This window comes from Pseudomonas pisciculturae (assembly GCF_015461805.1).
GTDB lineage: Bacteria > Pseudomonadota > Gammaproteobacteria > Pseudomonadales > Pseudomonadaceae > Aquipseudomonas > Aquipseudomonas pisciculturae.
Genome location: NZ_JACVZE010000009.1, coordinates 53,925 through 77,159 on the forward strand (window position 1 = coordinate 53,925; position 23,235 = coordinate 77,159).

Annotated in this window: 26 protein-coding genes; 12 read left to right on the forward strand and 14 right to left on the reverse strand. The window is 62.2% G+C overall.

Going from position 1 to position 23,235, the window contains the following annotated elements; translation table 11 throughout:
* Window positions 1-6: 6 nt before the first annotated feature.
* From ICY20_RS22685 to ICY20_RS22695, 3 genes are all read right to left on the reverse strand, one after another.
* A complete protein-coding gene (locus ICY20_RS22685; RefSeq protein ID WP_159955847.1) occupies window positions 7-1,272 on the reverse strand; it encodes an ABC transporter permease in 1,266 nt (421 codons plus the stop codon).
* A 1-nt stretch (window position 1,273) separates the two neighbouring features.
* Complete coding sequence (locus ICY20_RS22690) at window positions 1,274-1,984, reverse strand: ABC transporter ATP-binding protein (RefSeq protein ID WP_194938646.1); 711 nt, start codon at window positions 1,982-1,984, stop codon at window positions 1,274-1,276.
* Window positions 1,985-2,139: 155 nt separating this feature from the next.
* A complete protein-coding gene (locus tag ICY20_RS22695) occupies window positions 2,140-2,733 on the reverse strand; it encodes a DUF2796 domain-containing protein (RefSeq protein WP_159955851.1) in 594 nt (197 codons plus the stop codon).
* Window positions 2,734-2,865: 132 nt separating this feature from the next.
* On the opposite strand from ICY20_RS22695, the gene ICY20_RS22700 reads away from it, so the two are divergent.
* Window positions 2,866-3,210: a hypothetical protein gene (locus ICY20_RS22700; protein WP_159955853.1), complete on the forward strand. Its 345-nt coding sequence runs from the start codon at window positions 2,866-2,868 to the stop codon at window positions 3,208-3,210.
* Here the strand turns inward: ICY20_RS22700 and trxA are convergent.
* The 3 genes from trxA to ICY20_RS22715 all read right to left on the reverse strand — a co-directional run bounded on the left by trxA (window position 3,207) and on the right by ICY20_RS22715 (window position 5,339).
* Complete coding sequence (trxA, locus tag ICY20_RS22705) at window positions 3,207-4,079, reverse strand: thioredoxin (RefSeq protein ID WP_194938647.1); 873 nt, start codon at window positions 4,077-4,079, stop codon at window positions 3,207-3,209. The genes ICY20_RS22700 and trxA overlap by 4 nt on opposite strands.
* A 151-nt stretch (window positions 4,080-4,230) precedes the next feature.
* Entirely contained in the window at window positions 4,231-4,887 is a 657-nt protein-coding gene (locus ICY20_RS22710; protein WP_194938648.1) for a class I SAM-dependent methyltransferase, read from the reverse strand.
* Window positions 4,884-5,339: a YbaY family lipoprotein gene (locus ICY20_RS22715; protein ID WP_194938649.1), complete on the reverse strand. Its 456-nt coding sequence runs from the start codon at window positions 5,337-5,339 to the stop codon at window positions 4,884-4,886. The genes ICY20_RS22710 and ICY20_RS22715 overlap by 4 nt, the downstream gene beginning before the upstream one ends.
* Before the next feature lie 139 nt (window positions 5,340-5,478).
* Here ICY20_RS22715 and nrdR point away from each other — a divergent pair, with 139 nt between their 5' ends.
* From nrdR to ICY20_RS22770, 11 genes are all read left to right on the forward strand, one after another.
* Complete coding sequence (nrdR, locus tag ICY20_RS22720; protein ID WP_185708644.1) at window positions 5,479-5,943, forward strand: transcriptional regulator NrdR; 465 nt, start codon at window positions 5,479-5,481, stop codon at window positions 5,941-5,943.
* Complete coding sequence (ribD, locus tag ICY20_RS22725; RefSeq protein ID WP_159955864.1) at window positions 5,940-7,076, forward strand: bifunctional diaminohydroxyphosphoribosylaminopyrimidine deaminase/5-amino-6-(5-phosphoribosylamino)uracil reductase RibD; 1,137 nt, start codon at window positions 5,940-5,942, stop codon at window positions 7,074-7,076. Before nrdR ends, ribD begins: the two co-directional genes overlap by 4 nt.
* 48 nt (window positions 7,077-7,124) lie before the next feature.
* Window positions 7,125-7,787 carry a riboflavin synthase gene (locus ICY20_RS22730; RefSeq protein ID WP_017736638.1) on the forward strand — a complete coding sequence of 221 codons (663 nt, stop codon included), beginning with the start codon at window positions 7,125-7,127 and terminating at the stop codon, window positions 7,785-7,787.
* 15 nt (window positions 7,788-7,802) lie between these two features.
* The gene (gene ribBA / locus ICY20_RS22735; protein WP_159955866.1) at window positions 7,803-8,894 is read left to right on the forward strand and encodes a bifunctional 3,4-dihydroxy-2-butanone-4-phosphate synthase/GTP cyclohydrolase II; all 1,092 of its coding nucleotides are present in this window, start codon (window positions 7,803-7,805) and stop codon (window positions 8,892-8,894) included.
* Window positions 8,895-8,982: 88 nt separating this feature from the next.
* Window positions 8,983-9,459, forward strand: coding sequence for a 6,7-dimethyl-8-ribityllumazine synthase (gene ribH, locus ICY20_RS22740; RefSeq protein ID WP_003194576.1), 477 nt, complete (start codon window positions 8,983-8,985; stop codon window positions 9,457-9,459).
* On the forward strand, window positions 9,456-9,956 hold the full coding sequence (gene nusB, locus ICY20_RS22745; RefSeq protein ID WP_159955868.1) for a transcription antitermination factor NusB: 501 nt from the start codon (window positions 9,456-9,458) through the stop codon (window positions 9,954-9,956). The genes ribH and nusB overlap by 4 nt, the downstream gene beginning before the upstream one ends.
* An 18-nt stretch (window positions 9,957-9,974) precedes the next feature.
* Complete coding sequence (gene thiL, locus ICY20_RS22750) at window positions 9,975-10,940, forward strand: thiamine-phosphate kinase (RefSeq protein WP_194938650.1); 966 nt, start codon at window positions 9,975-9,977, stop codon at window positions 10,938-10,940.
* Window positions 10,941-10,995: 55 nt separating this feature from the next.
* Entirely contained in the window at window positions 10,996-11,721 is a 726-nt protein-coding gene (locus ICY20_RS22755) for a substrate-binding periplasmic protein (protein WP_194938651.1), read from the forward strand.
* Window positions 11,722-11,850: 129 nt separating this feature from the next.
* Window positions 11,851-12,468: a GTP cyclohydrolase II gene (ribA, locus tag ICY20_RS22760; protein ID WP_095013680.1), complete on the forward strand. Its 618-nt coding sequence runs from the start codon at window positions 11,851-11,853 to the stop codon at window positions 12,466-12,468.
* Window positions 12,465-12,884 carry a nuclear FMR1 interacting 1 family protein gene (locus ICY20_RS22765; protein WP_122486063.1) on the forward strand — a complete coding sequence of 140 codons (420 nt, stop codon included), beginning with the start codon at window positions 12,465-12,467 and terminating at the stop codon, window positions 12,882-12,884. The genes ribA and ICY20_RS22765 overlap by 4 nt, the downstream gene beginning before the upstream one ends.
* Complete coding sequence (locus tag ICY20_RS22770; RefSeq protein ID WP_194938652.1) at window positions 12,881-13,669, forward strand: cobalamin-binding protein; 789 nt, start codon at window positions 12,881-12,883, stop codon at window positions 13,667-13,669. Before ICY20_RS22765 ends, ICY20_RS22770 begins: the two co-directional genes overlap by 4 nt.
* A 90-nt stretch (window positions 13,670-13,759) precedes the next feature.
* Here ICY20_RS22770 and ICY20_RS22775 read toward each other — a convergent pair whose 3' ends face one another.
* From ICY20_RS22775 to ICY20_RS22810, 8 genes are all read right to left on the reverse strand, one after another.
* A complete protein-coding gene (locus tag ICY20_RS22775; protein WP_194938653.1) occupies window positions 13,760-15,646 on the reverse strand; it encodes a TonB-dependent receptor domain-containing protein in 1,887 nt (628 codons plus the stop codon).
* 140 nt (window positions 15,647-15,786) lie between these two features.
* Window positions 15,787-17,685, reverse strand: a complete 1,899-nt coding sequence (gene dxs, locus ICY20_RS22780; RefSeq protein WP_194938654.1) for a 1-deoxy-D-xylulose-5-phosphate synthase — start codon at window positions 17,683-17,685, stop codon at window positions 15,787-15,789.
* 110 nt (window positions 17,686-17,795) lie between these two features.
* Window positions 17,796-18,683, reverse strand: a complete 888-nt coding sequence (ispA, locus tag ICY20_RS22785) for a (2E,6E)-farnesyl diphosphate synthase (protein WP_159955880.1) — start codon at window positions 18,681-18,683, stop codon at window positions 17,796-17,798.
* Window positions 18,680-18,922 carry an exodeoxyribonuclease VII small subunit gene (locus ICY20_RS22790; RefSeq protein ID WP_003176346.1) on the reverse strand — a complete coding sequence of 81 codons (243 nt, stop codon included), beginning with the start codon at window positions 18,920-18,922 and terminating at the stop codon, window positions 18,680-18,682. The genes ispA and ICY20_RS22790 overlap by 4 nt, the downstream gene beginning before the upstream one ends.
* Before the next feature lie 77 nt (window positions 18,923-18,999).
* The gene (locus tag ICY20_RS22795; RefSeq protein ID WP_228758548.1) at window positions 19,000-19,164 is read right to left on the reverse strand and encodes a DUF4172 domain-containing protein; all 165 of its coding nucleotides are present in this window, start codon (window positions 19,162-19,164) and stop codon (window positions 19,000-19,002) included.
* Window positions 19,165-19,265: 101 nt separating this feature from the next.
* Window positions 19,266-21,689, reverse strand: a complete 2,424-nt coding sequence (locus tag ICY20_RS22800) for a TonB-dependent siderophore receptor (RefSeq protein ID WP_159955884.1) — start codon at window positions 21,687-21,689, stop codon at window positions 19,266-19,268.
* Window positions 21,690-21,790: 101 nt separating this feature from the next.
* Complete coding sequence (locus ICY20_RS22805; RefSeq protein ID WP_159955886.1) at window positions 21,791-22,723, reverse strand: FecR family protein; 933 nt, start codon at window positions 22,721-22,723, stop codon at window positions 21,791-21,793.
* A complete protein-coding gene (locus tag ICY20_RS22810) occupies window positions 22,720-23,229 on the reverse strand; it encodes an RNA polymerase sigma factor (protein WP_159955888.1) in 510 nt (169 codons plus the stop codon). Before ICY20_RS22810 ends, ICY20_RS22805 begins: the two co-directional genes overlap by 4 nt.
* Between the last annotated feature and the right edge of the window lie 6 nt (window positions 23,230-23,235).

Below are 23,235 nucleotides of genomic sequence, written 5' to 3' on the forward strand. Positions count from 1 at the left end.
CCTTCCTCATAAACGTATGGACAGGCCATCGGCCAGTGATTGTCGATAAGCGCGCCACGCGGGCACGCTGCCCATCAACAGCGCAGCGGCCAGGATACCGACGAGCAGGGTCCATTCATATTCGCTGGGCCAGGCCATCGGCAGGTCCAGGCCGTAATTGGCCTGCAAGTAACCGCGTGACGCAGCGATGCACACGTAGAGCAGGCCAACGCCCGCCACCACCCCTGACAACGCCAAGGCGAAGGCTTCAAAGATCAGCAACGTTGCGATATGCCAGGGGCGTGCGCCCACCGAACGCAAAATCGCCATCTCACGCCGACGCTCGTTGAGGCTGGTGAGGATCGCCGTGAGCATGCCGATCAGACCGGTCAGCACCACGAACAGCGAGATCACGAACAGCGCTTTTTCAGCGGTGCCCATCATGCTCCACAGCTCTTGCAGCGCCACCCCCGGCAGGATCGCCAGCATTGGCTCACCACGGAATTCGTTGATCTCCCGTTGCAGGGCGAAGGTAGAAATCTTGTTGTTCAGGCCGAGCATGAAGGCGGTGATGGCCTGCGGCGTGAGGTCCATGTTGCGCGCCTGGTCCGCGCTGACACGGCCTTTGCCCTGGGCGGGCACGCCGTTATGCCAGTCGATATGGATCGCTTCCATGCCGCCGAGGCTGATGTGCAGTGTGCGGTCCACGGGCGTGCCGGTGCGCTTGAGAATGCCGACCACGGTGAAGGGTTTATCGTCGTGCTTGACCAGGCTGACCACGGCCACGCCGTGAGCCAGTACCAGTTTGTCGCCGAGGTTGTAGTGCAGGGCTTCGGCCACTTCGGCGCCGAGTACCACTTCGAACGGATCGGTGGCGAAGGCGCGGCCGTTGGCCAGCTCCAGGTTTTGCTTGCGACCGTATTGGTAGTGCTCGAAGTACGACTCGTTGGTGCCCATGACGCGGTAGCCACGATGGGAGTCGCCGAGGGAAATCGGGATCGCCCATTTCACCTGGGGGCTGGCGGCGAAGTGCTCGAAGCTGTCCCAGCGGATGTTATTGGTGGCGTTGCCGATGCGGAACACCGAGTACAGCAGCAGGTTTACCGAGCCAGAGCGGGCGCCGACGATTAGGTCGGTGCCGCTAATGGTGCTGGCGAAACTATTGCGCGCCTCGACGCGCACCCGCTCAACCGCCAGCAGCAGGCACACCGACAAGGCGATGGCGAACGCGGTAAGCGTCGCGGTAAAACGGCGGTTAGCCAGGCTGGCCATGGCTAGACGGAACAGATACATCTCAAACCTCTGCGGGCGTGGCGGCGCGATTGAGTTCGGCCAGCGACAGGTGGCGGTCGAACAGCTGGGCCAGGCTTTGGTCGTGGCTGACAAATAACAGGCTGGCGCCTGCCTCGCGGCATTCGGCGAACAACAGTTGCAGGAAGGCTTCGCGAGCGTCGTAGTCCAGCGCCGAGGTGGGCTCGTCGGCGATGACCAGTTCCGGTTGGCCGATCAGCGCACGAGCAGCGGCAACCCTTTGCTGCTGGCCGATGGAGAGTGAATCGGCGCGACGTTCCAGCAAGTCCTTGTCTTTCAAACCCAGGTGGGCAAGCAAGGTTGCAGCGGCCTTATCGACACTGCCGTGACGCTGCTTTGCCCGTTGCGCACGCAGCTTGGAAAAGTGACACGGCAACTCGACGTTCTCGCGCACCGACAGAAATGGCAGCAGGTTGAACTGCTGGAAGATGTAGCCGGTGTGGTCGACGCGAAACCGGTCGCGGGCGCCGGCCGTCAGCTCGGTCAGCTCTTGGCCGAGCAGGCGGATGCTGCCTTGGCTGGGCTTCTGCACACCACCAAGCAGGCCCAGTAGTGTAGTTTTGCCACTGCCGCTGGGGCCCTTGAGAAACAGGGTTTCTCCCGCTTCCAGGCGAAAGGTGGGGATGTCCAGCAACTGCGGGTGACCGGGCCAGTTGAAGCCCAGGTCAGACAGTTCGATCAGTGCTTGGGTCATGGGAAATCAGTATCGCCTGCTGGCTAGTTTGCAAAAGTGGCGCTGGACCCCTGTGGGAGCTGGCTTGCCTGCGATGGCATCGCTGCGGTGTGTCTGATTTACCGCGGCGCCCGTATCGCAGGCAAGCCAGCTCCCACATTGACCGCATGTTCACATCAGAATTTAACGGTAGCTGCCGATACCGTTGCTTCAACACCTTGCTGGCCGCTCGGGCCGATCAGTTGTACCTGAATTTTCTGGGTGGCGGGGAAGGTCTTGAACACTTGGGTCAGGTCGAGGTTGCTCAGCGCAGTCGGCGTGGTGCAGGTGAACTGGTAGTGCGCGTGGATTTCACTGTGGTCGTGATGATGCTCGCCGCCTTTGGCGTCGTGGTCATGGTCATCATCGTCGTCATGGTCGGCTTCAGGTTTGTCGCCAAACAGCGGGCTGTTGAGTTCCTGGGTGCTGACCACGCAACCGGCGCCTTTGGGCAGGTTGAACAGGGCCACTGGGTTTTCCAGCTGCTTGCGTACCGCCGCGACCTTGGCTTTGTCGGCCGCAGTAGTGGCCAGGTGTTCGAAGCCCACCAGGTTCATCGCCGGGCTGTCCAGTTCCAGCTCCAGGGCTTGGCCGTCCAACACGGCATTGAGGCGACCGACGCCATGTTCGTGTGCGCCCAAGCTGCCATGTTCATGGTCGTGGTCTTCATGGGCGTGGGCAACCGCCAGTGGCAGCAGGGCAAACGGCAAAGCGAGCAACAGACGGCGCATGGGGCGGCTCCAGAAGATGAAGGTTTTGTTATGTGATCTTATAACAATAAGCCCGAGAGTTTGACCGCACGCTTGGCGTTGCGCAAGCCGCATGGGAGCATGCCCGTCAGAAAAACTGCGGGAGGAAGGACGATGTTGCGAATTCGTGGAACCGTCGGTGACCTGCCGGTGGACTTGACCCTGGAGCTCGATGACGGCGATTGGGCGAAGCTGGGCGCGCAATTACAGGCGACGCCAGCACCCAGCGCGGCGCCGGCAGCGGCGCCAGCCAAACAGGATGAGGATCTGTGGCAGAACGCCCAGGACCTACTGCGCAAAGCCGGGCAGCTCAGCGGCCTGGAACTGCTCGATCAACTCGAAGGCCTGGCCGGCGATGCTTCGGCGGGCAAGCGCCTGTTGGTGCGCCTGCGCCATAGCGCCAAGGTGAAAGTGGCCAGCGGCGGGGATACGCCGCTGTACAGCTGGGTCGGCGATTAGTACAGCGCAGCAAACAACTTGCGGCGGTACACCGTGACCAGCGGGTGATCATTGCCCAGCAGCTCAAACACCTGCAGCAAGGTCTTGTGGGGCAAGCCTTCGCTGTAGCTGCGGTTGCGGATAAACAACTTGAGCAAGCCTTCAAGCGCCGCATCGTACTGCTGGCGTGCCAGTTGTTGGATGCTCAGTTGGTAGGCTGCCTCGTCGTCCTGCGGGTTTTGCGCCAAGCGGCTTTTCAACTCGGCGGTGTCCGGCAGGTCGGCGGCCTGGCGCAAGAAGGTGATCTGCGCCTTGGCGCCGGCGAGGGCGGCTTTGTGGTCGTCGCTCTTGACCGCATCCAACACGGCCTGGGCTTCGCCCAACTCGCCGCGTTCGGCCAGGCAGCGTGCGTAGAGGATCAGCGCCGCGGCGTTGGTGTTGTCCTCACCCAGCAGCGCGACCAGCACGGCTTCTGCATCGCTGATGCGACCGTCCGCAAACAGCGCCTGGGCCTGCTCCAACGGGTCTGCCGCCGCTGGCGGTGGCATCTGCACATGCGGCTCCAGCATCGCCCTCACGGCCGACTCCGGCTGCGCGCCGGCAAAGCCGTCCACCGGTTGGCCATCCTTGAACAGCACCACCGTGGGCAGGCTCTGAATGCCAAAGCGCGCGACGATGTCCTGCTCAGCCTCGCAATCGACCTTGGCCAGCAGCAACTCGCCCTGATAACTCTCGGCAATCTTCGCCAGCAACGGCATCAACGCCTTGCACGGCGCACACCACTCGGCCCAGAAATCCACCAGTACGGGTTTTTCAAAAGAGTTCTGAATCACTGCCTGTTCGAAATTGGCGGTGGTGACATCGAAGATGTACGGGGTGGGCTGACTCATGGCGCGTCTCGAATAAAGCGGGAATGGGGGGAACTATAAGGGCTGGCGCAGTTGGCTGAAAGCGTGATGAACCGACGATTGCTATCGCGGGCAAGCCCGCTCCCACAGGGGAGTGTGGTCAAGTGTGGGAGCGGGCTTGCCCGCGATGGCCTCAAGGACGCTGCGAATGGTACAGACTCACCTTGCGAAACTCCCATGGCTCGGCCAAGTCCGGCAACGTCAGCGCATCCAGGATCTCCAGCCGCTGATAATCCGCATGCTGAAAGTCCCGCACCCGCGAGTCCGCCACCAGCGCTTCCCGGCCACGGCTGAGAAACTGATCCAGCAGCGGCAGGTTGGCGCGGTCGTACAGCACGTCGGCCACCAGGATCAGGTCGAAGCGGTCGGTCTCGGCGAAAAAGTCTGCCGAATAGCCCAGCTCCACGCCATTGAGTTCGGCGTTCGCCCGACAGGCAGCCAGCGCCAGAGGGTCGAGATCGCAAGCCACCACTTCCAGTGCGCCCGCCTTGACGGCGGCGATTGCGGCCACACCGGAGCCTGCGCCGAAATCGAGCACGCGCTTGCCGGCAACCCACTCGGGGTTCGCCGCGAGGTAGCGTGCCAGCGCCAGCCCGCTGGCCCAGCAAAAACTCCAGTAGGGCGGCTCGTGCAGGATGCGCCGGGTTTCTTCGGGGCTGAAGGCGCGGTCCATGTTGTCGGCATCCAGCAGCCATAATGACAACTCGGTGCCCGGCAGCGGGCAGGGCACCAGGTGGGCGTCGCCGATCAATTCGCTCAGCGCCGCTTGCAGGGCCAGCGGTGGCGTCATGGCGCCTTGTCGAGCTGCAGGGGGCCGGTAGCTTGGGTGATTGCCTGGGTGATACGCACAGGGGGCAGGTGCAGGATCAACTGGCCGGATTGGCTGGCGCGACCACGCAATTCAACCCGCGCACCGGCCGGGAAGGCTTCGGGGTTGAAGCGCAGGCGGAAGGCCAAGGGTTTACCGTTGCCGGTCAGCACGCTGCTGGCGAGCAGTTGTTGTGGGCGCGAACGGTCGTCGATCACCAGGAGCGCCATCTCGACTTCGGCACCGGCGGGCACATTCGTCAGGCTGCCGCTGATTTCACGCTGATACGCCGGCAACGGGCCGAGGTCTTCAATACCCGGCACTTTTTTCTCTTGGGCCGGCGTGGGTTGAGGGGCGGCAGGCTTGGGGGCTTCGCTGCTACAGGCGACCAGAACACTGAACAGGGCAAGCAAAACAAGTGGTCGTAACTGCATGTACGGCTCCAGGAAGGGCAAAATCCGTGACGTGAAAATAAAGAAACATATAAGCCTGCCTATATACCGTAAAGGCTATGGCTTGTCTTGCCACAGGGATGCGCTACCATGGCCCTCCCTTTTTTTGTTGCCTGCCACCATGCACTGTCCCTTCTGCGGTGCCAACGACACCAAGGTCATTGACTCGCGTCTGGTCGCCGAGGGCGATCAAGTGCGTCGCCGGCGCGAATGCCTGGCCTGCGGTGAACGTTTCACCACCTTCGAAACCGCCGAATTGGTGTTGCCACGGCTGATCAAGTCCGACGGCAGCCGCCAACCTTTCGACGAAGAAAAACTGCGCGCCGGTATGCAGCGTGCCCTGGAAAAACGCCCGGTGAGTGTCGAGCGCCTCGAAGCGGCGCTGGTGCACATCAAGCACAAGCTGCGGGCGACCGGCGAGCGCGAGGTCAAGAGCCTGGTGGTGGGCGAACTGGTGATGGGCGAGCTGCAAAAGCTCGACGAAGTTGCCTATATCCGTTTCGCCTCGGTGTATCGACGCTTCCAGGACCTCAATGAGTTCCGCGAAGAGATCGACCGCCTGGCCCGAGAGCCTGCCAAACAATGAACCCACCGTCTGCCGAACAAGCTGTGCTTGACGCCCACTACATGGCCCGTGCCCTGGAACTGGCGCGCAAGGGCCTGTACACCACCCACCCCAACCCACGGGTGGGCTGCGTGATTGTGCGCGATGGGCAGATTGTCGGCGAAGGCTGGCACGAGCGCACCGGCGAACCCCATGCCGAGCCCAACGCCCTGCGCGCCGCTGGCGACAAGGCTCGTGGCGCGACGGTGTACGTGACCCTCGAACCTTGCAGCCACCATGGCCGTACGCCGCCGTGCGCCGATGCGCTGGTGAGCGCAGGTGTGGCACGTGTGGTGGCCGGTATGCAGGACCCGAACCCGGAAGTGGCGGGGCGGGGCATGCAGCGCTTGGCCCAAGCCGGGATCGAGACCCGCAGCGGTGTGCTGGAAAGTGAAGCGCGCGCGCTGAACCCCGGCTTTCTCAAGCGCATGGAACACGGCTTGCCGTTTGTGCGGGTCAAGCTGGCGATGAGTCTGGACGGTCGCACCGCCATGGCCAGCGGCGAAAGCCAGTGGATCACCGGCCCGGCCGCCCGCGCCGCCGTGCAACGTTTGCGTGCCGAGGCCAGCGTAGTGCTGACCGGCGCCGATACCGTGCTGGCCGATGGTGCGCGCCTCACCGTACGCGCCGCCGAACTGGGGCTCGATGCCGAAACCACCGCCCTGGCCATGTCGCGCCCGCCATTGCGCGTGTTGATCGACGGCCGCCTGCGGGTGCCGCTGAACGCGCCGTTCTTCAAGGCCGGCCCGGCATTGGTCATCACCTGCGTCACCCCGGAAAACCAATTCCCCCGCGGCCCCGAGTGCCTGGTGGTACCGGGTGTCGAAGGTCAAGTCGACCTGCGTTCGGCCCTGGTCGCCCTCGCGGCCCGTGGTGTTAACGAGGTGTTGGTGGAAGCCGGCCCAAGCCTCGCCGGTGCCTTCGCCCAGCAAGGCCTGGTAGACGAATATGTGATTTTCATCGCCGGCAAGTTCCTCGGCTCCGCCGCGCGGCCTTTGCTGGACTGGCCGCTTGAGAAACTGGCCGACGCTCCCCAACTCAAGATCATTGAAATGCGCGCTGTGGGCGACGACTGGCGAGTCACTGCCGTCCCGGTATCACCAGCGAGCGTATAATTCTGACCGGGCGCTCAAGCGCCCCGTACCGTATTCCAGGAGAAGGCCATGTTCACCGGCATCATCGAATCCATCGGCAGCATTCGTGCAATGACCCCAAAGGGCGGCGACGTGCGCCTGTCGGTTGAAACCGGCAAGCTCGACCTCGGCGACGTCAAACTGGGCGACAGCATCGCCATCAACGGCGTGTGCCTGACCGTCATCGAGCTGCCGGGCAATGGCTTTGCCGCCGACGTCAGCCGGGAAACCCTGGACTGCACCGCGATGAACGACCTCAAGGCCGGTAGCCCGGTTAACCTGGAAAAAGCCCTGACACCTACCACCCGCCTGGGCGGTCACCTGGTCAGCGGTCACGTCGATGGCGTCGGCGAAGTGGTAGCGCGTAGCGAGAACGCCCGTGCAGTCGAATTCCGAATTCGTGCGCCGAAGGAACTGGCCAAGTACATCGCCCACAAAGGCTCGATCACCGTCGATGGCACCAGCCTGACCGTGAACGCCGTGAATGGCGCCGAATTTGAACTGACCATCATTCCCCACACCCTCAGCGAAACCATCATGGCGTCTTACCAGCCAGGTCGCCGGGTGAACCTGGAAGTCGACTTGCTTGCCCGTTACCTGGAGCGCCTGTTATTGGGCGATAAGGCCGCAGAGCCAACCGGTAGCAACATCACTGAAAGTTTTCTGGCCGCAAACGGCTACCTGAAATCCTGACCAAGGGGGTGCCCCGTGGCGCTCAATAGCATCGAAGAACTGGTTGAAGACATCCGCCAAGGCAAGATGGTCATTCTGATGGATGACGAAGACCGCGAAAACGAAGGCGACATCATCATGGCCGCCGAGGCGTGCCAGGCTGAGCACATCAACTTCATGGCCAAGCACGCCCGTGGGCTGATCTGCATGCCCATGAGCCGCGAGCGCTGCGAGTTGCTCAAGCTGCCGTTGATGGCGCCGCGCAATGGCTCGGGGTTTGGCACCAAGTTCACCGTGTCCATCGAAGCCGCCACGGGCGTCACCACCGGCATCTCCGCCGCTGACCGCGCGCGTACCGTGCAAGCGGCTACCGCCAAGGACGCCAAGGCCGAAGACATCGTGAGCCCCGGCCACATCTTCCCGCTGATGGCCCAACCGGGCGGCACCCTGGCCCGCGCCGGCCACACCGAAGCCGCCTGCGACCTGGCGCGCATGGCCGGTTTCGAGCCGTGCGGGGTGATCTGCGAGGTGATGAACGACGACGGCACCATGGCCCGTCGCGCCGAACTCGAAGCCTTTGCCGCCGAACACAACATCAAAGTCGGCACCATTGCCGACCTGATTCACTACCGGATGATCCACGAACGTACCGTTCAGCGGATTGCCGAGCAGCCACTGGACAGCGAACTGGGCCAATTCAATTTGGTGACCTACCGTGATTCAGTCGAAGGCGACGTGCACATGGCCCTGACCCTGGGCAGCATTTGCGCCGACGAACCGACCTTGGTGCGCGTGCACAATATGGACCCGCTGCGCGACCTGCTGATGGTAAAACAACCGGGCCGTTGGAGCCTGCGAGCCGCCATGGCTGCGGTCTCCGAGGCAGGTAGCGGTGTGGTGCTGTTGCTCGGTCACCCGTTGGATGGCGATGTATTGCTGGCGCATATCCGCGAAACCGCCGACTCGGCGCCGGTGAAAACACCGACCACCTACAGCATCGTCGGTGCCGGTTCGCAGATCCTGCGGGACCTCGGTGTGCGCAAAATGCGCCTGATGAGCGCACCAATGAAATTTAATGCGATATCCGGTTTCGATCTGGAAGTTGTAGAATACGTGCCCTCCGAATAAAGGCCGGCGCTGTTTGCCCCTTGTTCGCGGTTAAATCATCACTAAGGGACGCACTTTTCGCGTCCCCGCTCTTTAAGAGATTTGTCGAATGACCCTGAAGACCATCGAAGGTACCTTCATCGCCCCCAAAGGCCGCTACGCCCTGGTAGTTGGCCGCTTCAACAGCTTCGTGGTTGAAAGCCTGGTAAGCGGTGCCGTGGACGCCCTGGTTCGCCACGGTGTGAGCGAAAGCGACATCACCCTCATCCGTGCCCCTGGCGCCTTCGAAATTCCACTGGTTGCGCAAAAAGTTGCTCAGCAGGGTGAATACGCGGCAATCATCGCCCTGGGCGCGGTTATTCGTGGCGGTACTCCGCACTTCGAATACGTGGCTGGCGAATGCACCAAGGGCCTGGCCCAGGTGTCCATGGAGTTCGGCGTGCCGGTCGCTTTCGGCGTACTGACCGTAGACTCCATCGAGCAAGCCATCGAGCGTTCCGGCACCAAGGCCGGTAACAAAGGCGCTGAAGCTGCCTTGTCTGCCCTGGAAATGGTCAGCCTGCTGTCGCAGTTGGAGGCCAAGTGATTTCCGACGAGAGCGACAACTTCAACCCGCGTGAGCCACGTCCAGCCGATGCTGGCAAGCCATCCAAAAACGAGAAGCGTCGCGCTGCTCGTCAGTTGGCGACCCAGGCGCTGTACCAGCGTCACCTGGCGGGTACGTCGTTGAACGAAATCGAAGCACAGTTTCGCGTCGACAACGATTTCACATTTGCCGACCTCCCGTACTTCCACGACATCCTGCACGGCGTGCATGCCAACCTGACCGAGATCGACACGGCCCTGGCACCTTGCCTGGACCTGACCATCGAAGAACTCGACCCGGTTGAACTGTGCGTAATGCGCCTGTCCACCTGGGAGCTGCTCAAGCGCGTCGACGTGCCTTACCGTGTGGTCATCAACGAAGGTATCGAGCTGGCGAAAGTCTACGGTTCGACCGACGGCCACAAGTTCGTCAACGGCGTACTCGACAAGCTGGCTCCGCGCCTGCGCGAAGCCGAAGTGAAGGCGTACAAGCGCTAACCGGCGCTTGAGTCCTGAATGGGCGAGTTTGAGCTGATCCGTAAATACTTCGCCGCCGCGCCTTGTGCGCAGGGCGGCGAAGGCATTGCCCTGGGGATCGGCGACGACTGCGCCCTGCTGGCGCTCCCCGCTGGGGAGCAACTGGCAATCTCTACCGATACGTTGGTGGCCGGGGTGCATTTTGCCGACCCCTGCGACCCGTTCCTGCTCGGTCAGCGCTCGTTGGCCGTGGCCGTGAGCGACCTGGCCGCCATGGGCGCCCACCCCCTCGCGTTCACCCTTGCTCTCACCACCCCGACGGTTGATGCCGATTGGTTGCAACGCTATGCCCAGGGTTTGAACCTGATGGCGCAAAGCTGCGGCGTCGGCCTGGTGGGCGGCGATACCACGCGGGGGCCGCTGAGCCTGACCATGACCGTGTTCGGCCGTGTGCCGGCCGGTCAAGCGTTGACCCGTAGCGGTGCGCAGCCGGGTGACCTGCTGTGCGTGGGCGGTGAGTTGGGCAATGCCGCTGGGGCCTTGCCGTTGGTATTGGGCGAGCGCAGCGCCGACGCCGCCATCGCCGAGCCGTTGTTGGCCCATTACTGGTCGCCACAACCGCAGTTGGCCCTCGGGTTGGCGTTGCGGGGCAAGGCGACCTCTGCGATGGATATTTCCGACGGGCTTCTGGCCGATTGCGGGCATATCGCCAAGGCTTCGGCTGTCAGCTTGTTGATCGAGCGTCAGCAGTTGCCATTGTCCAAGGCGTTGCTGGCGTTTGTCGGTGATGAGGCGGCGCGGGTGGCGGCTTTGAGCGGGGGCGATGACTACGTTCTGGCCTTTACCCTGCCGCCGGCCGAACTGGCGCCGTTGCAGGCCGACGGCTGGCCGGTACACGTGATTGGCCGGGTTGCAGCGGGGCAGGGAGTGACGTTGCTGGATGCCAGCGGGCAAGACATCACACCTGCCATCCGTGGCTATCAGCATTTTCGCGAGACGCCGTAAGCCGGCGACCTGCGCTACCCTCTATACGATCATCGCGCAGTAGGAGGTTTTCCCCATGGATGTGCGCCGCTGGCTGTTGGTAGTGTTGTGCGCCTTCATATCGTGGGCACAGGCCGATGAAGTGCCGGTGCCTGGCAAGGTGCTATTGGCCAGTGAAGCCTGGGACGACTACACCAACGCCGACGGCGGCGGCCTCGCTTGGGATGTGCTGCGCAAGGTCTTCGAACCCGCCGGGATCACCCTGCAAACCCGTACAGAACCCTACACACGCTCGGTCGGCCTGGCCCAGCGCGGTGAGGTGGATGGCTGGGTCGGCGCCTATCGCGATGAAGCCAAGGGGGTGTTGTTCCCGCGCTGGAACTACGATTCGGACCACATTTACGCACTCGGGTTGGCCAGCGCGCCAGTGCCCACCAGCGCGACGCTGGGCAATTACCGCTTGGCTTGGGTGCGCGGCTACAAGTACGAGGACTACTTGCCCAATGTGCGCCGCTTTAACCAGATTGAGCGTCGTGATGGCATCCCTTCGATGTTGCAGCACGCTCGGGCCGACTTTTACATCGATGCCTTGACTGAGGTTACCGAAGTCCTCAAGCAAGCGAGTGACCCCTCCCAGTTCCGCTTGACCCACGTCGCTGAACTGCCGCTGTACGTGGGTTTTGCCGACAATGAACGGGGCAAGGGCTTGATGGCGGTTTTCGATCAGCGCATGGAGGCTTTGGTGAAAAGCGGCGAGTTGAAGCCGATTTTCGAGCGCTGGAAACAGCCCTATCCGTTCTGACTTGCATAGAACCAGGATGAAGGCCAATCGAACCTATTGATCTTTATCAGCGATAATTCAGCTTAAGCGTCTGTAGGAACGTGCTGTTACAATGGCCGCCTTTGTAAAAACTGAAATCAGGAGCACACGGTGCCCGTCGTTTTCGTCGCCGCTTCCAAGCTGCCTACCCCTTTTGCCACGTTCACCATGAACGGCTTTCTCGAAGAAGCCACCGGCCGCGAGCACGTTGTGCTCAGCCTGGGCGACATCGCTGACGGCGCGCCGGTGCTTGGCCGCGTGCATTCCGAGTGCCTGACCGGTGACGCATTGTTCAGCCAGCGCTGCGACTGCGGCTCGCAACTGGAAGCCGCCATGCGCGCCATCGCCCGTGAAGGCCGTGGCGTGTTGCTGTACTTGCGCCAGGAAGGCCGGGGCATTGGCCTGATGAACAAGATCCGTGCCTACGAGCTGCAAGACGGCGGCGCCGACACGGTTGAGGCCAACGAGCGCCTGGGCTTCGCCGCCGACCAGCGTGACTACGCGATCTGCCTGCCGATGCTCGAACACCTGGGGGTTAAATCCCTGCGCCTGATGACCAACAACCCGCGCAAGGTCAAAGCGTTGACCGACATGGGCATCACCGTGGCCGAGCGCGTGCCGCTGCACACCGGGCATAACCCGCACAACAAACTCTACCTGGCCACCAAGGCCAGCAAGCTCGACCACATGATGGGCAACGAGCACCAGGGCGAGGTCGACCGCGCGTGACCCGTGGCCAGGTGAAACGGCGACTGTCCTTCAACTGGTGGCAGTACCTGGCCCTGGCGTTGCTCCCCCTGTTTGTACTCAACCTGGTGTTTGGCCAAGCCCAATCCCTGCTGCCAGTGCTGGCCATGCCGTTCTTTATCGCCGGCGTGGCCTCGATGTTCCTCAGCCTGCGCTACTTCAACGGCTATAAACACGCGTTGATCGCCACTTCCAAAGCCCTCGATACCCCCGAAGAACCGGCTGCCTGGATCACCCTGGCGGCCCGTCGACGTACCGCCTTGTTGGTGGCTGCCGCGCCCGCCTGGATCGGTGCGCTGGCGGTATTCGTCGGCCTCGAAGCGGTGCCGTTGTTTCTGCTGGCGCTGTCGACCCTGGTGCTGTTCTACCTCTACCGCATCCCCCGTCAACTGGGATGATGCGCCGCTGGCTGGGCGTTCTGCTGCTGGCGTTGAGTGCCCAGGCAATGGCGGCCGAGCGCGTCGTGAGTTTGGCGCCGTCACTGTCTGAAATCGTGGTTGAACTGGGCGCTGCCAACCTGCTGGTCGGCGTGCTTGATGGCGGTGAGCGGCCGGTGGAATTGGCTCAAGTGCCGTCAGTCGGGCAGTACGGCCAGCTGGATATGGAGCGCTTGCTCAGCCTCAACCCCGACTTGATTTTGCTCTGGCCCGGCAGCGTCGGCCCGGCCCAGCGCGAGCAGTTGCAGCGCCTGAATATTCCCGTCTACGTCGCAGAACCCCATAGCCTTGAGCAACTCACCACCCAGGTACAGGCCATCGCCGAGCAATTGGGCCGTGCTGACGCCGGTCGCCAATTAGCCGCGCAATTGCGCCAGCGCCTGGCCGAGTTGCGCCAGCGCTATCAACGGGCGCAGCCGCTGCGGGTGTTTTATCAGGTGTGGAACCAGCCGCTGTACACCGTGGGCGGTGGGCAGATCATCAGCGATGCGTTGAGTGTTTGCGGTGCGCGTAATGTGTTCGATGACCTCAAGTTGCCTGCGCCGCAGGTGAGTATCGAGTCGGTGTTGCAGCGTGATCCTGAGCTGATACTGGTGGGGGATCAGGCGCAGCTGGAGGCCTGGAAGGTTTGGCCAACGATGGCGCCGCGCGTGCGCCTGGTGCCGGACAAGGGATTGGAGCGGCCAAGTGGGCAGATGCTGGAGGCGGTGGGGCGGTTGTGTCAGGTGATATCGCCGAAACCTTGATACCGCTATCGCAGGCAAGCCAGCTCCCACAGGGGAACGCATTCCAAATGTGGGAGCTGGCTTGCCTGCGATGAGGCCGGTACAGCCAATTCAGATCTCAGGCGTCCACGTCACCCCAAACATCCAAACCCGCCCCTGCTCCCGATACCGCTGATTCACCTCAAACCCCGGATCTTGATAGCTGTACATCGCCCGCGCATAAGCCTTGTCCAACAGGTTATCCACCTTCACTGACAGCAGCACTTCCCGGTTCAACGCCCAACTGCTGCGCAATCCCAGCAAGCCATAGCCCGCCAAGCGATGAGCATTCGCTTCGTCGTCATAACTCGTGCTGACCGCCTGCCAAGTGGCGCCGAGCCCCAGCTTGTCGAACTGCCGATCCAGGTCCAGGCTCAATGTACGCCGCGCTCGCCGGGCCAGGGTGTGGCCGCTGTCGCGGTCACGCGGGTCGATGACCGAGAGCCCCAGGTTGCCTTGCCAGCCGAACAGTTCTTGCTTGAGGGCGGCCTCGAAACCGTTGATACGGGCGGACGCGACGTTGTGCGGGATATAGAAGTCCGCTGGCTGCGCGACGATTGCATCCCTGAGATCGGTACGGTACAGCGAGGTTTCCAGGCGCGTGGTGTCGGTTAGCTGGCTGCGCCATTGCAGTTCGTAACTTTTTGAATGCTCAGGCTTGAGGTTGGGGTTGCTGCTGTCGGGGTAGTACAAATCGTTGAAGCTCGGCGCGCGGAAGCCTTCGCTGTAGGACAGCAGCACGTCGTTGTTCGGGTTGAGCGGTACGGTCAGCGTGCCGCTCCAGGTGTTTTGCCTGCCGAACTGTTGGTTGGTGTCGTGGCGCAGACCCAGCTCGGTAGAGAACGTGTCGGCTGCAAAGCGATGCTGGATAAACACCGCACGGTTCCAGCGGCTGTCCTGGTCGAAGTCGGTGCTGGCGTGCACGCGGTCTTCATACCAATCGGCGCCCAGGATCAGGCTGTTGCGCTCATCCAGGGTCAGGTCGTGCTGCCAGTTCACCGAGTCGCGGTACGTGTTGAAGGCGCTGCTGCTGTCGCTCAGGTCATCGCGTTTTTTGTCACGATTTTCGCTGTGGCCCAGTTCCACGCGGGTTTGCCAGCGCTCGTTGAGCTTGGCGTCGATATAACCGCTGGCGCTGCTCACGGTGTAGTCGGTGTAGGGCTTTTGGCCGACTGACTCAGTGAAGCTGATGAAACGCCCGAATGGGTTGTCATACTCGGACTTGCCCCGGCCATCTAACAGGTTGAAGCCGACTTCGACGTCATCGCTCAACGAGTGACTGAGGTTCAGACTTAACGACTTGTTGCGATACGAATCGTGGTCGCCATCACTGGAAAACGACTCATGGGTCCAGTTGATGCCCTGGGTTTCATCCAAACTGGCGCCGAGGTTGAAGCGGGTGCGCTCATCGCCGCCCGACAGGCCCAGGCTGCGCTCCCAGGTGTGGTTGCTGCCGAACCCCAGGTGCAAGCGCGGGTGCACGCCGGTTTGTGCGTTGCGTCGGGTGAAAATCTGGATAACCCCGCCAATGGCGTCGCTGCCGTAGATCACCGAGCGTGAGCCACGCAGCACTTCCACCCGCTCGATCTGGTCGACACTCAAAAATTGCAGGCCGCTGTCACCGGAGGTGGCATTGGCAATGCGCTGGCCATCCACCAGCACCAGGCTCTGGGCGGCCTTGGTGCCGCGAATGAAGATCCCCGGCAAGCTGCCGCGCCCGCCGGTTTGCGCCACTTGCACGCCGGGTACGCGGCTGAGCAGGTCGGTGACGCTGGTGGGTTGCAGGCGGTCGATGTCGTCGCGGGTGAAGACGCTGTTGGCGGCGCTGCTGTCGTTGCGCGCCTGCACCTGGCGGTTGGCGCTGATGACGACGTCGGGGAGGTTAAGCGCTTGGTCGCGTGTGTCGGCGAACAGTTCGGGGGCGGGCACAAGCAGCAGGGCGAGGTACAGGCGTTTCATGGGCTGTCCATAGTATTTGAGGCACACACAAACCAAATGTGGGAGGGGGCTTGCCCCCGATTGCGGTGTGTCAGTCTCAGTATCGTTCACTGAACCACCGCTATCGGGGGCAAGCCCCCTCCCACATTTTTGATCCCGGTTTACAGGCCCAATAGCGCCATGCGTTCGCGCACCGATGCCTCGATCCCGGCTTCATCCAACCCGCATTCAGCCAGCATCTGCGCCGGCTTGGCATGTTCGACATACACATCCGGCAGGCCCAAATGCAGCACCGATTTGAGAATGTTCTCCCGCGCCAGGAACTCGCTGACCGCCGCACCGGCACCACCCATGATGGCGTTTTCTTCGACCGTCACCAGCAGCTCATGGCTACCGGCGATTTCGCGCACCAGCGCTTCATCCAGCGGTTTGACGAACCGCATGTCGACCACGGTGGCGTCGATCTTCTCGGCGACTTTCAAGGCTTCGGCCAATTGCACGCCAAATACCAGGAACGCAGTCTTGCTGCCCTGGCGACGGACGATGCCTTTGCCGATCTCGATAGGCGCCAAGTCCTTCTCGATCACCGCATTCGGGCCGTTGCCACGCGGGTAGCGCACGGCGGCCGGGCCGTTGTACAGGTGGCCGGTGCTGAGCATCTTGCGCAGTTCGTTCTCGTCGCTCGGCGTCATCACTAGCATGCCGGGGATGCAACGCAGGTAGGACAAGTCGAAGCTACCGGCGTGGGTCGGGCCGTCTTCGCCCACCAAACCTGCGCGGTCGATGGCGAACAGCACGTCGAGGTTCTGTACTGCCACGTCGTGAATCAACTGGTCGTAGCCACGCTGCAGGAATGTCGAGTAGATCGCCACCACCGGCTTGGCGCCCTCACAGGCCATGCCAGCCGCGAAGGTGACTGCATGCTGCTCGGCAATCGCCACGTCGAAGTAGCGCAGCGGGAAACGCTCGCTGAACGCCACCAGGTCGGAGCCTTCCTTCATCGCAGGCGTAACGCCCACCAGGCGTGGGTCGGCGGCAGCCATGTCGCACAGCCATTCGCCGAACACACCGGAATACTTCGGCCCGCTGGCCTTTTTCGGCGCAGCGGCGGGGGCGTCTACAGGTTCCAGCTTGGTGATGGCGTGGTAGCCAATCGGGTCGACTTCCGCCGGGGCGAAGCCTTTGCCCTTCTTGGTGACAATGTGCAGGAACTGCGGGCCCTTGAGGTCACGCATGTTGCGCAGCGTGGCGATGAGGGTTGGCAGGTCGTGGCCGTCGATCGGGCCGATGTAATTCCAGCCCAGCTCTTCGAACAGGGTGCCGGGCACCAGCATGCCTTTGGCATATTCTTCGGTACGCCGGGCAATTTCCCACGCGCCAGGCAGACGCGAGAGCACCTTCTTGCTGCCTTCGCGCATGCTGGCGTAGGTGCGGCTGGAGAGGATTTTTGCCAGGTAATTGGACAGGCCACCGACGTTGCGCGAGATCGACATGTCGTTGTCGTTAAGGATCACCAACATGTTGGCGTTGACTTCCGGTGCATGGTTCAGCGCTTCGAAGGCCATGCCGGCGGTCAGCGCGCCATCACCGATCACGGCAATCGCCTTACGGTCGCTGCCTTGCAGGCGGGCGGCAATAGCCATGCCCAGCGCTGCACTGATGGAGGTGCTGGAGTGGCCGACGCCAAAGGTGTCGTACTCGCTCTCGGCGCGGCGCGGGAAGGCGGCAATGCCGTCCTTCTGGCGCAGGGTGCCCATTTGCTCACGACGACCCGTAAGGATTTTGTGCGGATACGCCTGATGGCCCACGTCCCACACCAGCCGGTCGTCCGGGGTGTCGAACACGTAATGCAGGGCGATGGTCAGCTCGATGACGCCAAGGCCAGCGCCGAAATGCCCACCGGTCTGGCCGACCGTGTAGAGCAATTCCAGGCGCAACTCATCGGCCAGGGTTTCCAGCTCGGCTTCACCCAGACGGCGCAGGCCGGCCGGCATGACAGCACGGTCGAGCAGGGGCGTGGACGGGCGCTTGCGGGGAATCTCTTGAAACGTCGTGGGCATCAGGCGAATCGTTATAGGTATAGAAGAGGCGGCAGTTTACCTCAAGCATTGCAAACTGCCCACGCAGAGCGCCGAACTTGGCCGATATGCGGCCGCAATGGCCGCTGTGATCAGTGCCGACGTTCGACGATAAACCGCGCCAGGTCGCGCAACGGCTCGGCGGCCGCGTCGAAAGGTCGCAGGGCGTCGAGAGCCTGGTCGCGCAGTTCCAGGGCATAGGCCTTGGCCGCGTCGAGCCCGAGCAGGGCTGGGTAGGTCGGCTTGTCCCGTGCGATATCAGCACCTTGGCGTTTGCCCAGGGTGGCGGTGTCACTTTCGACGTCGAGAATGTCGTCCTGCACCTGGAAGGCCAGGCCGATGGCGCGCGAATAAGTCTTCAGCGCGGCCAAGTGTTCGGCTCCGGCGCGCCCGCTGGCCAGGGCGCCGAGCTGCACGGCGGCTTCGATCAGCGCACCGGTCTTGTGGCGGTGCATGTATTCCAGGGCCTGTTGATCGAGCTTCTGGCCGACCGAACCGAGGTCGATGGCCTGGCCGCCGACCATGCCAGCGGGGCCAGCAGCGACGGCCAGGGTGGTGACCATGCGCAAGCGGATCTCGGCATTGACGCTGCTCAGCGTTGGGTCCAGCAGTGCGCTGAACGCCAGGCTTTGCAGACCGTCGCCGGCCAGAATTGCGCAGGCTTCGTCAAAGGCTTTGTGGGTGGTGGGCTGGCCGCGACGTAGATCGTCATCGTCCATCGCCGGCAGATCGTCATGCACCAGGGAATAGGCGTGGATCAACTCCACCGCACACGCCGCGCCATTGGCCTGCTCGGCAGGCGCGCCCAACGCTTCACACGCGGCATACGCCAGCAACGGGCGCACGCGCTTGCCGCCATTCATCACGCTGTAGCGCATGGCTTCATAGAGGCGGTTCAATTCGGGGCTTGGCGCAACAAACAAGGGTTCCAGCGCCGCATTGACCCGCGCTTGGCTACTGGCCTGATACGCGTCGATCATTCGGGTTGTTCCGCATCGAAAGGCTCTTCGGCCAACTCCCCGTCACGTTCCAGCAGCACTTGCACCTTCTGCTCCGCCTGCGCCAAGGCGCTCTGGCAGTCGCGGGTCAGGCCGATGCCTTGCTCAAACGCTGTCAACGAGTCTTCCAGCGACAACTCGCCGTTCTCCAGACGCTCGACCAGGGTTTGCAGGTCGGCGAGGGATTGTTCGAAATCGAGTGCAACTTTTTTGCGGGCCATGGCGGCTATTCCGGTAGACGGTAAACCGGCGCGACACTAGCAGACATGGGGATTTGGGGCAAATGAGCGGGGGTGGTTCAATCGTCCATGAGATTGATGTGATAGTGCCTGACGGTGCCGAGCATGCCCAGCAGCTTGCCCTGAGCGTGCCCGCACTCAAGCAACAAGACCGCCAGGCGGCCTGGTTGCCAGTGAACGTGTGGCCGATCTTCGTATTGCCAGGTCCAGAATGGGTGGTCCATGGCGCAATACCCGAAGAAGTGCGCCGATCATGGACGCCATTCGGCTCATTTAATGAGCCGACTGTGTGGTCTATTCGGCTCATGGTCCAGTCTAGCCACCTTTAAAAGTCATACTTGAACCCCGTCATCACGTTACGTGGCGCCCCATATACCCCGGCACTGGTGGTGCTGAAATACTCTTTGTCGAATACGTTGTTGAGATTCAGCGACGCCGAAAGGTTTTGCGTGATCTCGTAACGCGCCATCAGGTTGGCCACGGCGTAGCTGTCCTGGGTGTAGTACTTGAGGTCGAAGCCGGTTTTGCTCTGCCAGTTGAAGCCGCCGCCGACAGTGAGTTTGTCCAGTGGGCCGGACAGGCGGTAAGTGGTGAACATCTTCACGCTGTGGCGGGGGATTTGCGTGGCAATACGCTGGTCATCCGCATCGGTGCTGACGCTGTAGGTATAACCGCCGGCGATGTTCCAGCCTCGGGCCAGTTCGCCGTTGAGTTCCAACTCGACGCCTTGGGTCGTGGTGCCTTGCACAGCAGTGTAGGCCTGGAATTGTGTGGGGGTCAGCTTGTTGCCGTCGGGCTGTGAGAGGTTGTCCTGCTCCAGTTTGAACAGTGCCAGGCTGGCATTGAGCATGTCGTCATTGAAGCTGCCCTTGACCCCCAGCTCGTAGCCAGTGCCTTCCAGCGGCGGCAAGTAGGAGCCGGTCACGGTCTGGTCGCTTTGCGGGTTGAAGATCTTGGTGTAGCTGGCGTACACCGACCAGCTATCGCTGAGGTCATAGACGATGCCGCCGTAGGGGATGAATACGCCGTTTTCTTCACGATCCAAATGGATGTCGTCGTAACCGGCCGCGGTGTAGGTCACGTCGTCAGTCTGCTTCCAATTGATCAGTCGTCCGCCCAGGATCAGGCTGGTGGCGTCATTCAGGTGCCAGCGCGAGGTGAGGTAGGCCGAGTACTGGTTTTCCTTGAAGTCCTCTTCACCTTTTTTCTCGAAATTTGGCTTTGGCGCGCTGCCGTCCCATTCGTAGACGGGCCCGATGCTGCCGTCGTAGCCGCCGCGCATCCAGCCTCCGTAGTCAGGCGCGTTGGTGTTGCGGATCTGCGATAGCTGCACGCCTGCGATCAACTCATGCTCGCGCCCCAGCAGTTCAAAGGGGCCGGTGACATACACATCAACGGCGTTCTGCTTAGGGTTACCCTTGAATTTGTTGGGCAGTACGGCGGCGCCGAGCCCGGTGGCCGGGTCGATGTCGCCGTACAGATAGCTGATCGCCGAGTCGTATTGATTGTCGGTGTGGGTGAAATCGAGCTTGGCGCTCCAACCGTTGTCGAACTGCTGCTCTAGCGAAGCGAAATAGCTGGTCTGGTCGTGATCGTAAAATGACCAATCGGTAGCGGTATTGAAGGAGCGCTTGAAGTCTGTGCGCCCGCCGGCGCTATCGAACAGTGGAAAACCGCTGCGAGGTGGCGCGTTGGTGTGCACGGTCTGGTAGCTGAAGCCCAGGGTCAACAGGGTGGTTTCGCTCAGATCAAACTCGCTGATGCCGTAGACCAGTTGGGTGTCCTGTTTGTAGCGATCGACCCAGGAATGCTGGTTTTTGTAGTCCAGCACCATGCGGCCTCGGATATTACCGGCGTCGTTGAGCGGGCCGGAGACGTCAACGGATGTGCCATAACGGTCCCAGCTGCCGGCTTCGCCGCTGATGCTGGCTTGGGGCGTGGCGGTGGGGCGTTTGCGAATCAGGTTGATGGTCGCGGACGGCTGGCCCATGCCGCTGATCAGGCCGGTGGCGCCGCGCACCACTTCGATCCGATCGTACATGGCGGTGTTCTGGGTGTAGTTGTCCATGCGCGACGAGGTGGGTACGCCGTCGACTTCATAATTGCTGATGGCAAAACCGCGTGAGTAGTAAGCGTCAGAGTCGGCACCTTGGCCTTCGCGTACAACGGTGATACCGGAGGTGGCTTCCATCGCATCGGTGAGGTTTGACAGCTTTTGGTCGGCGATGCGCTGTTGGGTGATCACCGTGACGGACTGTGGCGTTTCCTTGAGTGCGATGTTCAGGCGGTTGGAGCTGCTGGACGATTGCGTGGTGTACGAACCGGTGCCCTCAGTGGTAGAGCCGGGCGCCTTGCCAGAGATGCTCACGGGCGACAACTGCAACGTGTCGCCGACGTTGGCCGGAATATCAATTACAAAGCTGCTGGCGTTCGGTTGGCTATAACGGGCGCCCGTTCCGCGCGTGAGAATGGTCAGCGCTTGCTGGGGCGTATGTTCGCCGCTCAATTGGGTGGAGCGCAGCCCCGTGGCTTGCGCGGCGTCGTAGATCACTTGGTAGCCGCTTTGGCGGGCGAATACGTCCAACGCGTCGGTGAGCGATTGTGCGGCGATCGTGAAACTCACGCGCTGGCCGCCTGCTTCGTTTACCGCAGGCTCAGCGGCCTGGACGAATGAAAGCGGCATGCCGGCGGCCATCAGGGCGACCAGCAAGGGTAAGTGTTTGAAGCCTGCGACCTGTGAATACTGCATGCATCCTCCCCCGAGTTATAAATGATAATGCTTCCTATGTGCGGGGTGAGACGCAGCAGAAATCCAAATTACCGTGGGAGAAGAAAATAATTTTTGCGGCCTTAGCCGCGCACGATCAGCACTCGGCGGGTGAGGGCAGTGGTGCGCAATTTTTGCGCGCTGATCAGGGCATCGAGTGCGCTGTCGATTTGCTTGAGATTGAAGCTGGCACTGATGGGGCGTTGGGCGGCTTGGTCATCAAGCCAGACCACATGGCCACCCTGATAGCGCATCAACTCGTCCAGCACGTCTCGTAGCGGCGCATTGCGTACCTGCAGCTGGCCATTGCGCCAGGCCAGCAAGCGATCAGCGTCGACCGCGACCGGCGCTTGGATCTGGCCGTTGATGACCTTCAGTTGTTCGCCGGGTTGCAACGGCTGATGCTTGCCGCCGGCCATCACCTCGACGCGGCCGCGAAGCAGCGTGACATCATCCTCGTCCGCCCCGTGGCTGACGGCAAACGCGGTGCCCAGCACCTGTACCCGCGTGTCGCCGGAGCGCACCACAAACGGCCGGCCGTCGTGGACCACCTCCAGGAAAACTCGGCCGCGCAGCAGGTGAACGCGTCGTTCATCGCGGTTGAGCGTGATATCCACGGCGCTGTCGGTATCCAGGTGCAGCTGCGATCCGTCGGCCAGGGTAATGACCTGTTGCTGGCCCGCGGCGGTGGCGTAGTCGCTGCCCCACGTGCTCAGCGGAGGGGTCATCAGCATCAGTGTGGCAAAGGCCAGTAACACACAGGCTGCCGCCGCATAGATCGCCCGACGTGACGCCGGCCGCTGCCGTTCGCTGTGCCGCACGGCGTGGGCGGGTCGTTCGAGCAGTTTCCAGAGCATCTCTACGTTCTGATAGGCGTTGGCATTGAGCGGGTCCGCCCGCCACAGCTCGAAAGCAGCACGCTGTTGGGCGGTGATGGTTTCGTTGCGCAGACGGGTCCACCAATCCAGTGCTTGCTGATCACGTTCGGAAGATGAGGGGCTTGGCTGATTATTCATCGGGACTCGTTGGCGTGCAGGACCGCGGCGCAATGGGCCATGGCCTTGTTCAAATGCCGCTCGACCGCACGGGCATCCAGGCCCAGGCGAATGGCGATCTCCTTGTAGCTCAGCTGTTCAACCCGAGCCAGCAGAAACACTTCACGGGTGGGCGAGGGTAGCCCATCAATCAAGCGCTGCAAATGCTCCAGGGTGTTTCCGGCAATCGCACTGTTTTGTGGGTCGGCGTTGCCGGGCAAGTCCTGCAACTCCTGCTCATCGCTGATCCCCCGCACACGGTTGCGCCGCGCATGGTCGATGCTCAGGTTATTAGCGATACGGTACAAAAAGGCGCGCACGTTGCCGATCTTCGCCACTTCACTGTTCATCAAGCGAATGAACGCGTCCTGCAACAGATCATTGGCGGTTTCGCGGCAATTCACCCGGCGAGTCAGGTAGGCCAGAAGTTCGCTGCGGTGACGGCGGTAGAGCGGGCCGAGGTTGCGATTGCCGGGGTCTTCAGGCATGGCGAA

What these genes read in the sequence shown, in the direction of transcription:
- ICY20_RS22795 (WP_228758548.1), bottom strand. Translation starts at nt 19,164, where the DNA reads ATGGACCACCCATTCTGGACCTGGCAATACGAAGATCGGCCACACGTT.
- ICY20_RS22790 (WP_003176346.1), bottom strand. Translation starts at nt 18,922, where the DNA reads ATGGCCCGCAAAAAAGTTGCACTCGATTTCGAACAATCCCTCGCCGAC.
- ribH (WP_003194576.1), top strand. Translation starts at nt 8,983, where the DNA reads ATGACCCTGAAGACCATCGAAGGTACCTTCATCGCCCCCAAAGGCCGC.
- ribD (WP_159955864.1), top strand. Translation starts at nt 5,940, where the DNA reads ATGAACCCACCGTCTGCCGAACAAGCTGTGCTTGACGCCCACTACATG.
- ICY20_RS22800 (WP_159955884.1), bottom strand. Translation starts at nt 21,689, where the DNA reads ATGCAGTATTCACAGGTCGCAGGCTTCAAACACTTACCCTTGCTGGTC.
- ICY20_RS22710 (WP_194938648.1), bottom strand. Translation starts at nt 4,887, where the DNA reads ATGACGCCACCGCTGGCCCTGCAAGCGGCGCTGAGCGAATTGATCGGC.
- ICY20_RS22810 (WP_159955888.1), bottom strand. Translation starts at nt 23,229, where the DNA reads ATGCCTGAAGACCCCGGCAATCGCAACCTCGGCCCGCTCTACCGCCGT.
- ICY20_RS22700 (WP_159955853.1), top strand. Translation starts at nt 2,866, where the DNA reads ATGTTGCGAATTCGTGGAACCGTCGGTGACCTGCCGGTGGACTTGACC.
- ICY20_RS22775 (WP_194938653.1), bottom strand. Translation starts at nt 15,646, where the DNA reads ATGAAACGCCTGTACCTCGCCCTGCTGCTTGTGCCCGCCCCCGAACTG.
- ispA (WP_159955880.1), bottom strand. Translation starts at nt 18,683, where the DNA reads ATGATCGACGCGTATCAGGCCAGTAGCCAAGCGCGGGTCAATGCGGCG.
- ICY20_RS22685 (WP_159955847.1), bottom strand. Translation starts at nt 1,272, where the DNA reads ATGTATCTGTTCCGTCTAGCCATGGCCAGCCTGGCTAACCGCCGTTTT.
- dxs (WP_194938654.1), bottom strand. Translation starts at nt 17,685, where the DNA reads ATGCCCACGACGTTTCAAGAGATTCCCCGCAAGCGCCCGTCCACGCCC.
- nrdR (WP_185708644.1), top strand. Translation starts at nt 5,479, where the DNA reads ATGCACTGTCCCTTCTGCGGTGCCAACGACACCAAGGTCATTGACTCG.
- ICY20_RS22690 (WP_194938646.1), bottom strand. Translation starts at nt 1,984, where the DNA reads ATGACCCAAGCACTGATCGAACTGTCTGACCTGGGCTTCAACTGGCCC.
- ICY20_RS22695 (WP_159955851.1), bottom strand. Translation starts at nt 2,733, where the DNA reads ATGCGCCGTCTGTTGCTCGCTTTGCCGTTTGCCCTGCTGCCACTGGCG.
- ICY20_RS22805 (WP_159955886.1), bottom strand. Translation starts at nt 22,723, where the DNA reads ATGAATAATCAGCCAAGCCCCTCATCTTCCGAACGTGATCAGCAAGCA.
- ICY20_RS22730 (WP_017736638.1), top strand. Translation starts at nt 7,125, where the DNA reads ATGTTCACCGGCATCATCGAATCCATCGGCAGCATTCGTGCAATGACC.
- ICY20_RS22755 (WP_194938651.1), top strand. Translation starts at nt 10,996, where the DNA reads ATGGATGTGCGCCGCTGGCTGTTGGTAGTGTTGTGCGCCTTCATATCG.
- ICY20_RS22715 (WP_194938649.1), bottom strand. Translation starts at nt 5,339, where the DNA reads ATGCAGTTACGACCACTTGTTTTGCTTGCCCTGTTCAGTGTTCTGGTC.
- trxA (WP_194938647.1), bottom strand. Translation starts at nt 4,079, where the DNA reads ATGAGTCAGCCCACCCCGTACATCTTCGATGTCACCACCGCCAATTTC.
- thiL (WP_194938650.1), top strand. Translation starts at nt 9,975, where the DNA reads ATGGGCGAGTTTGAGCTGATCCGTAAATACTTCGCCGCCGCGCCTTGT.
- ICY20_RS22770 (WP_194938652.1), top strand. Translation starts at nt 12,881, where the DNA reads ATGATGCGCCGCTGGCTGGGCGTTCTGCTGCTGGCGTTGAGTGCCCAG.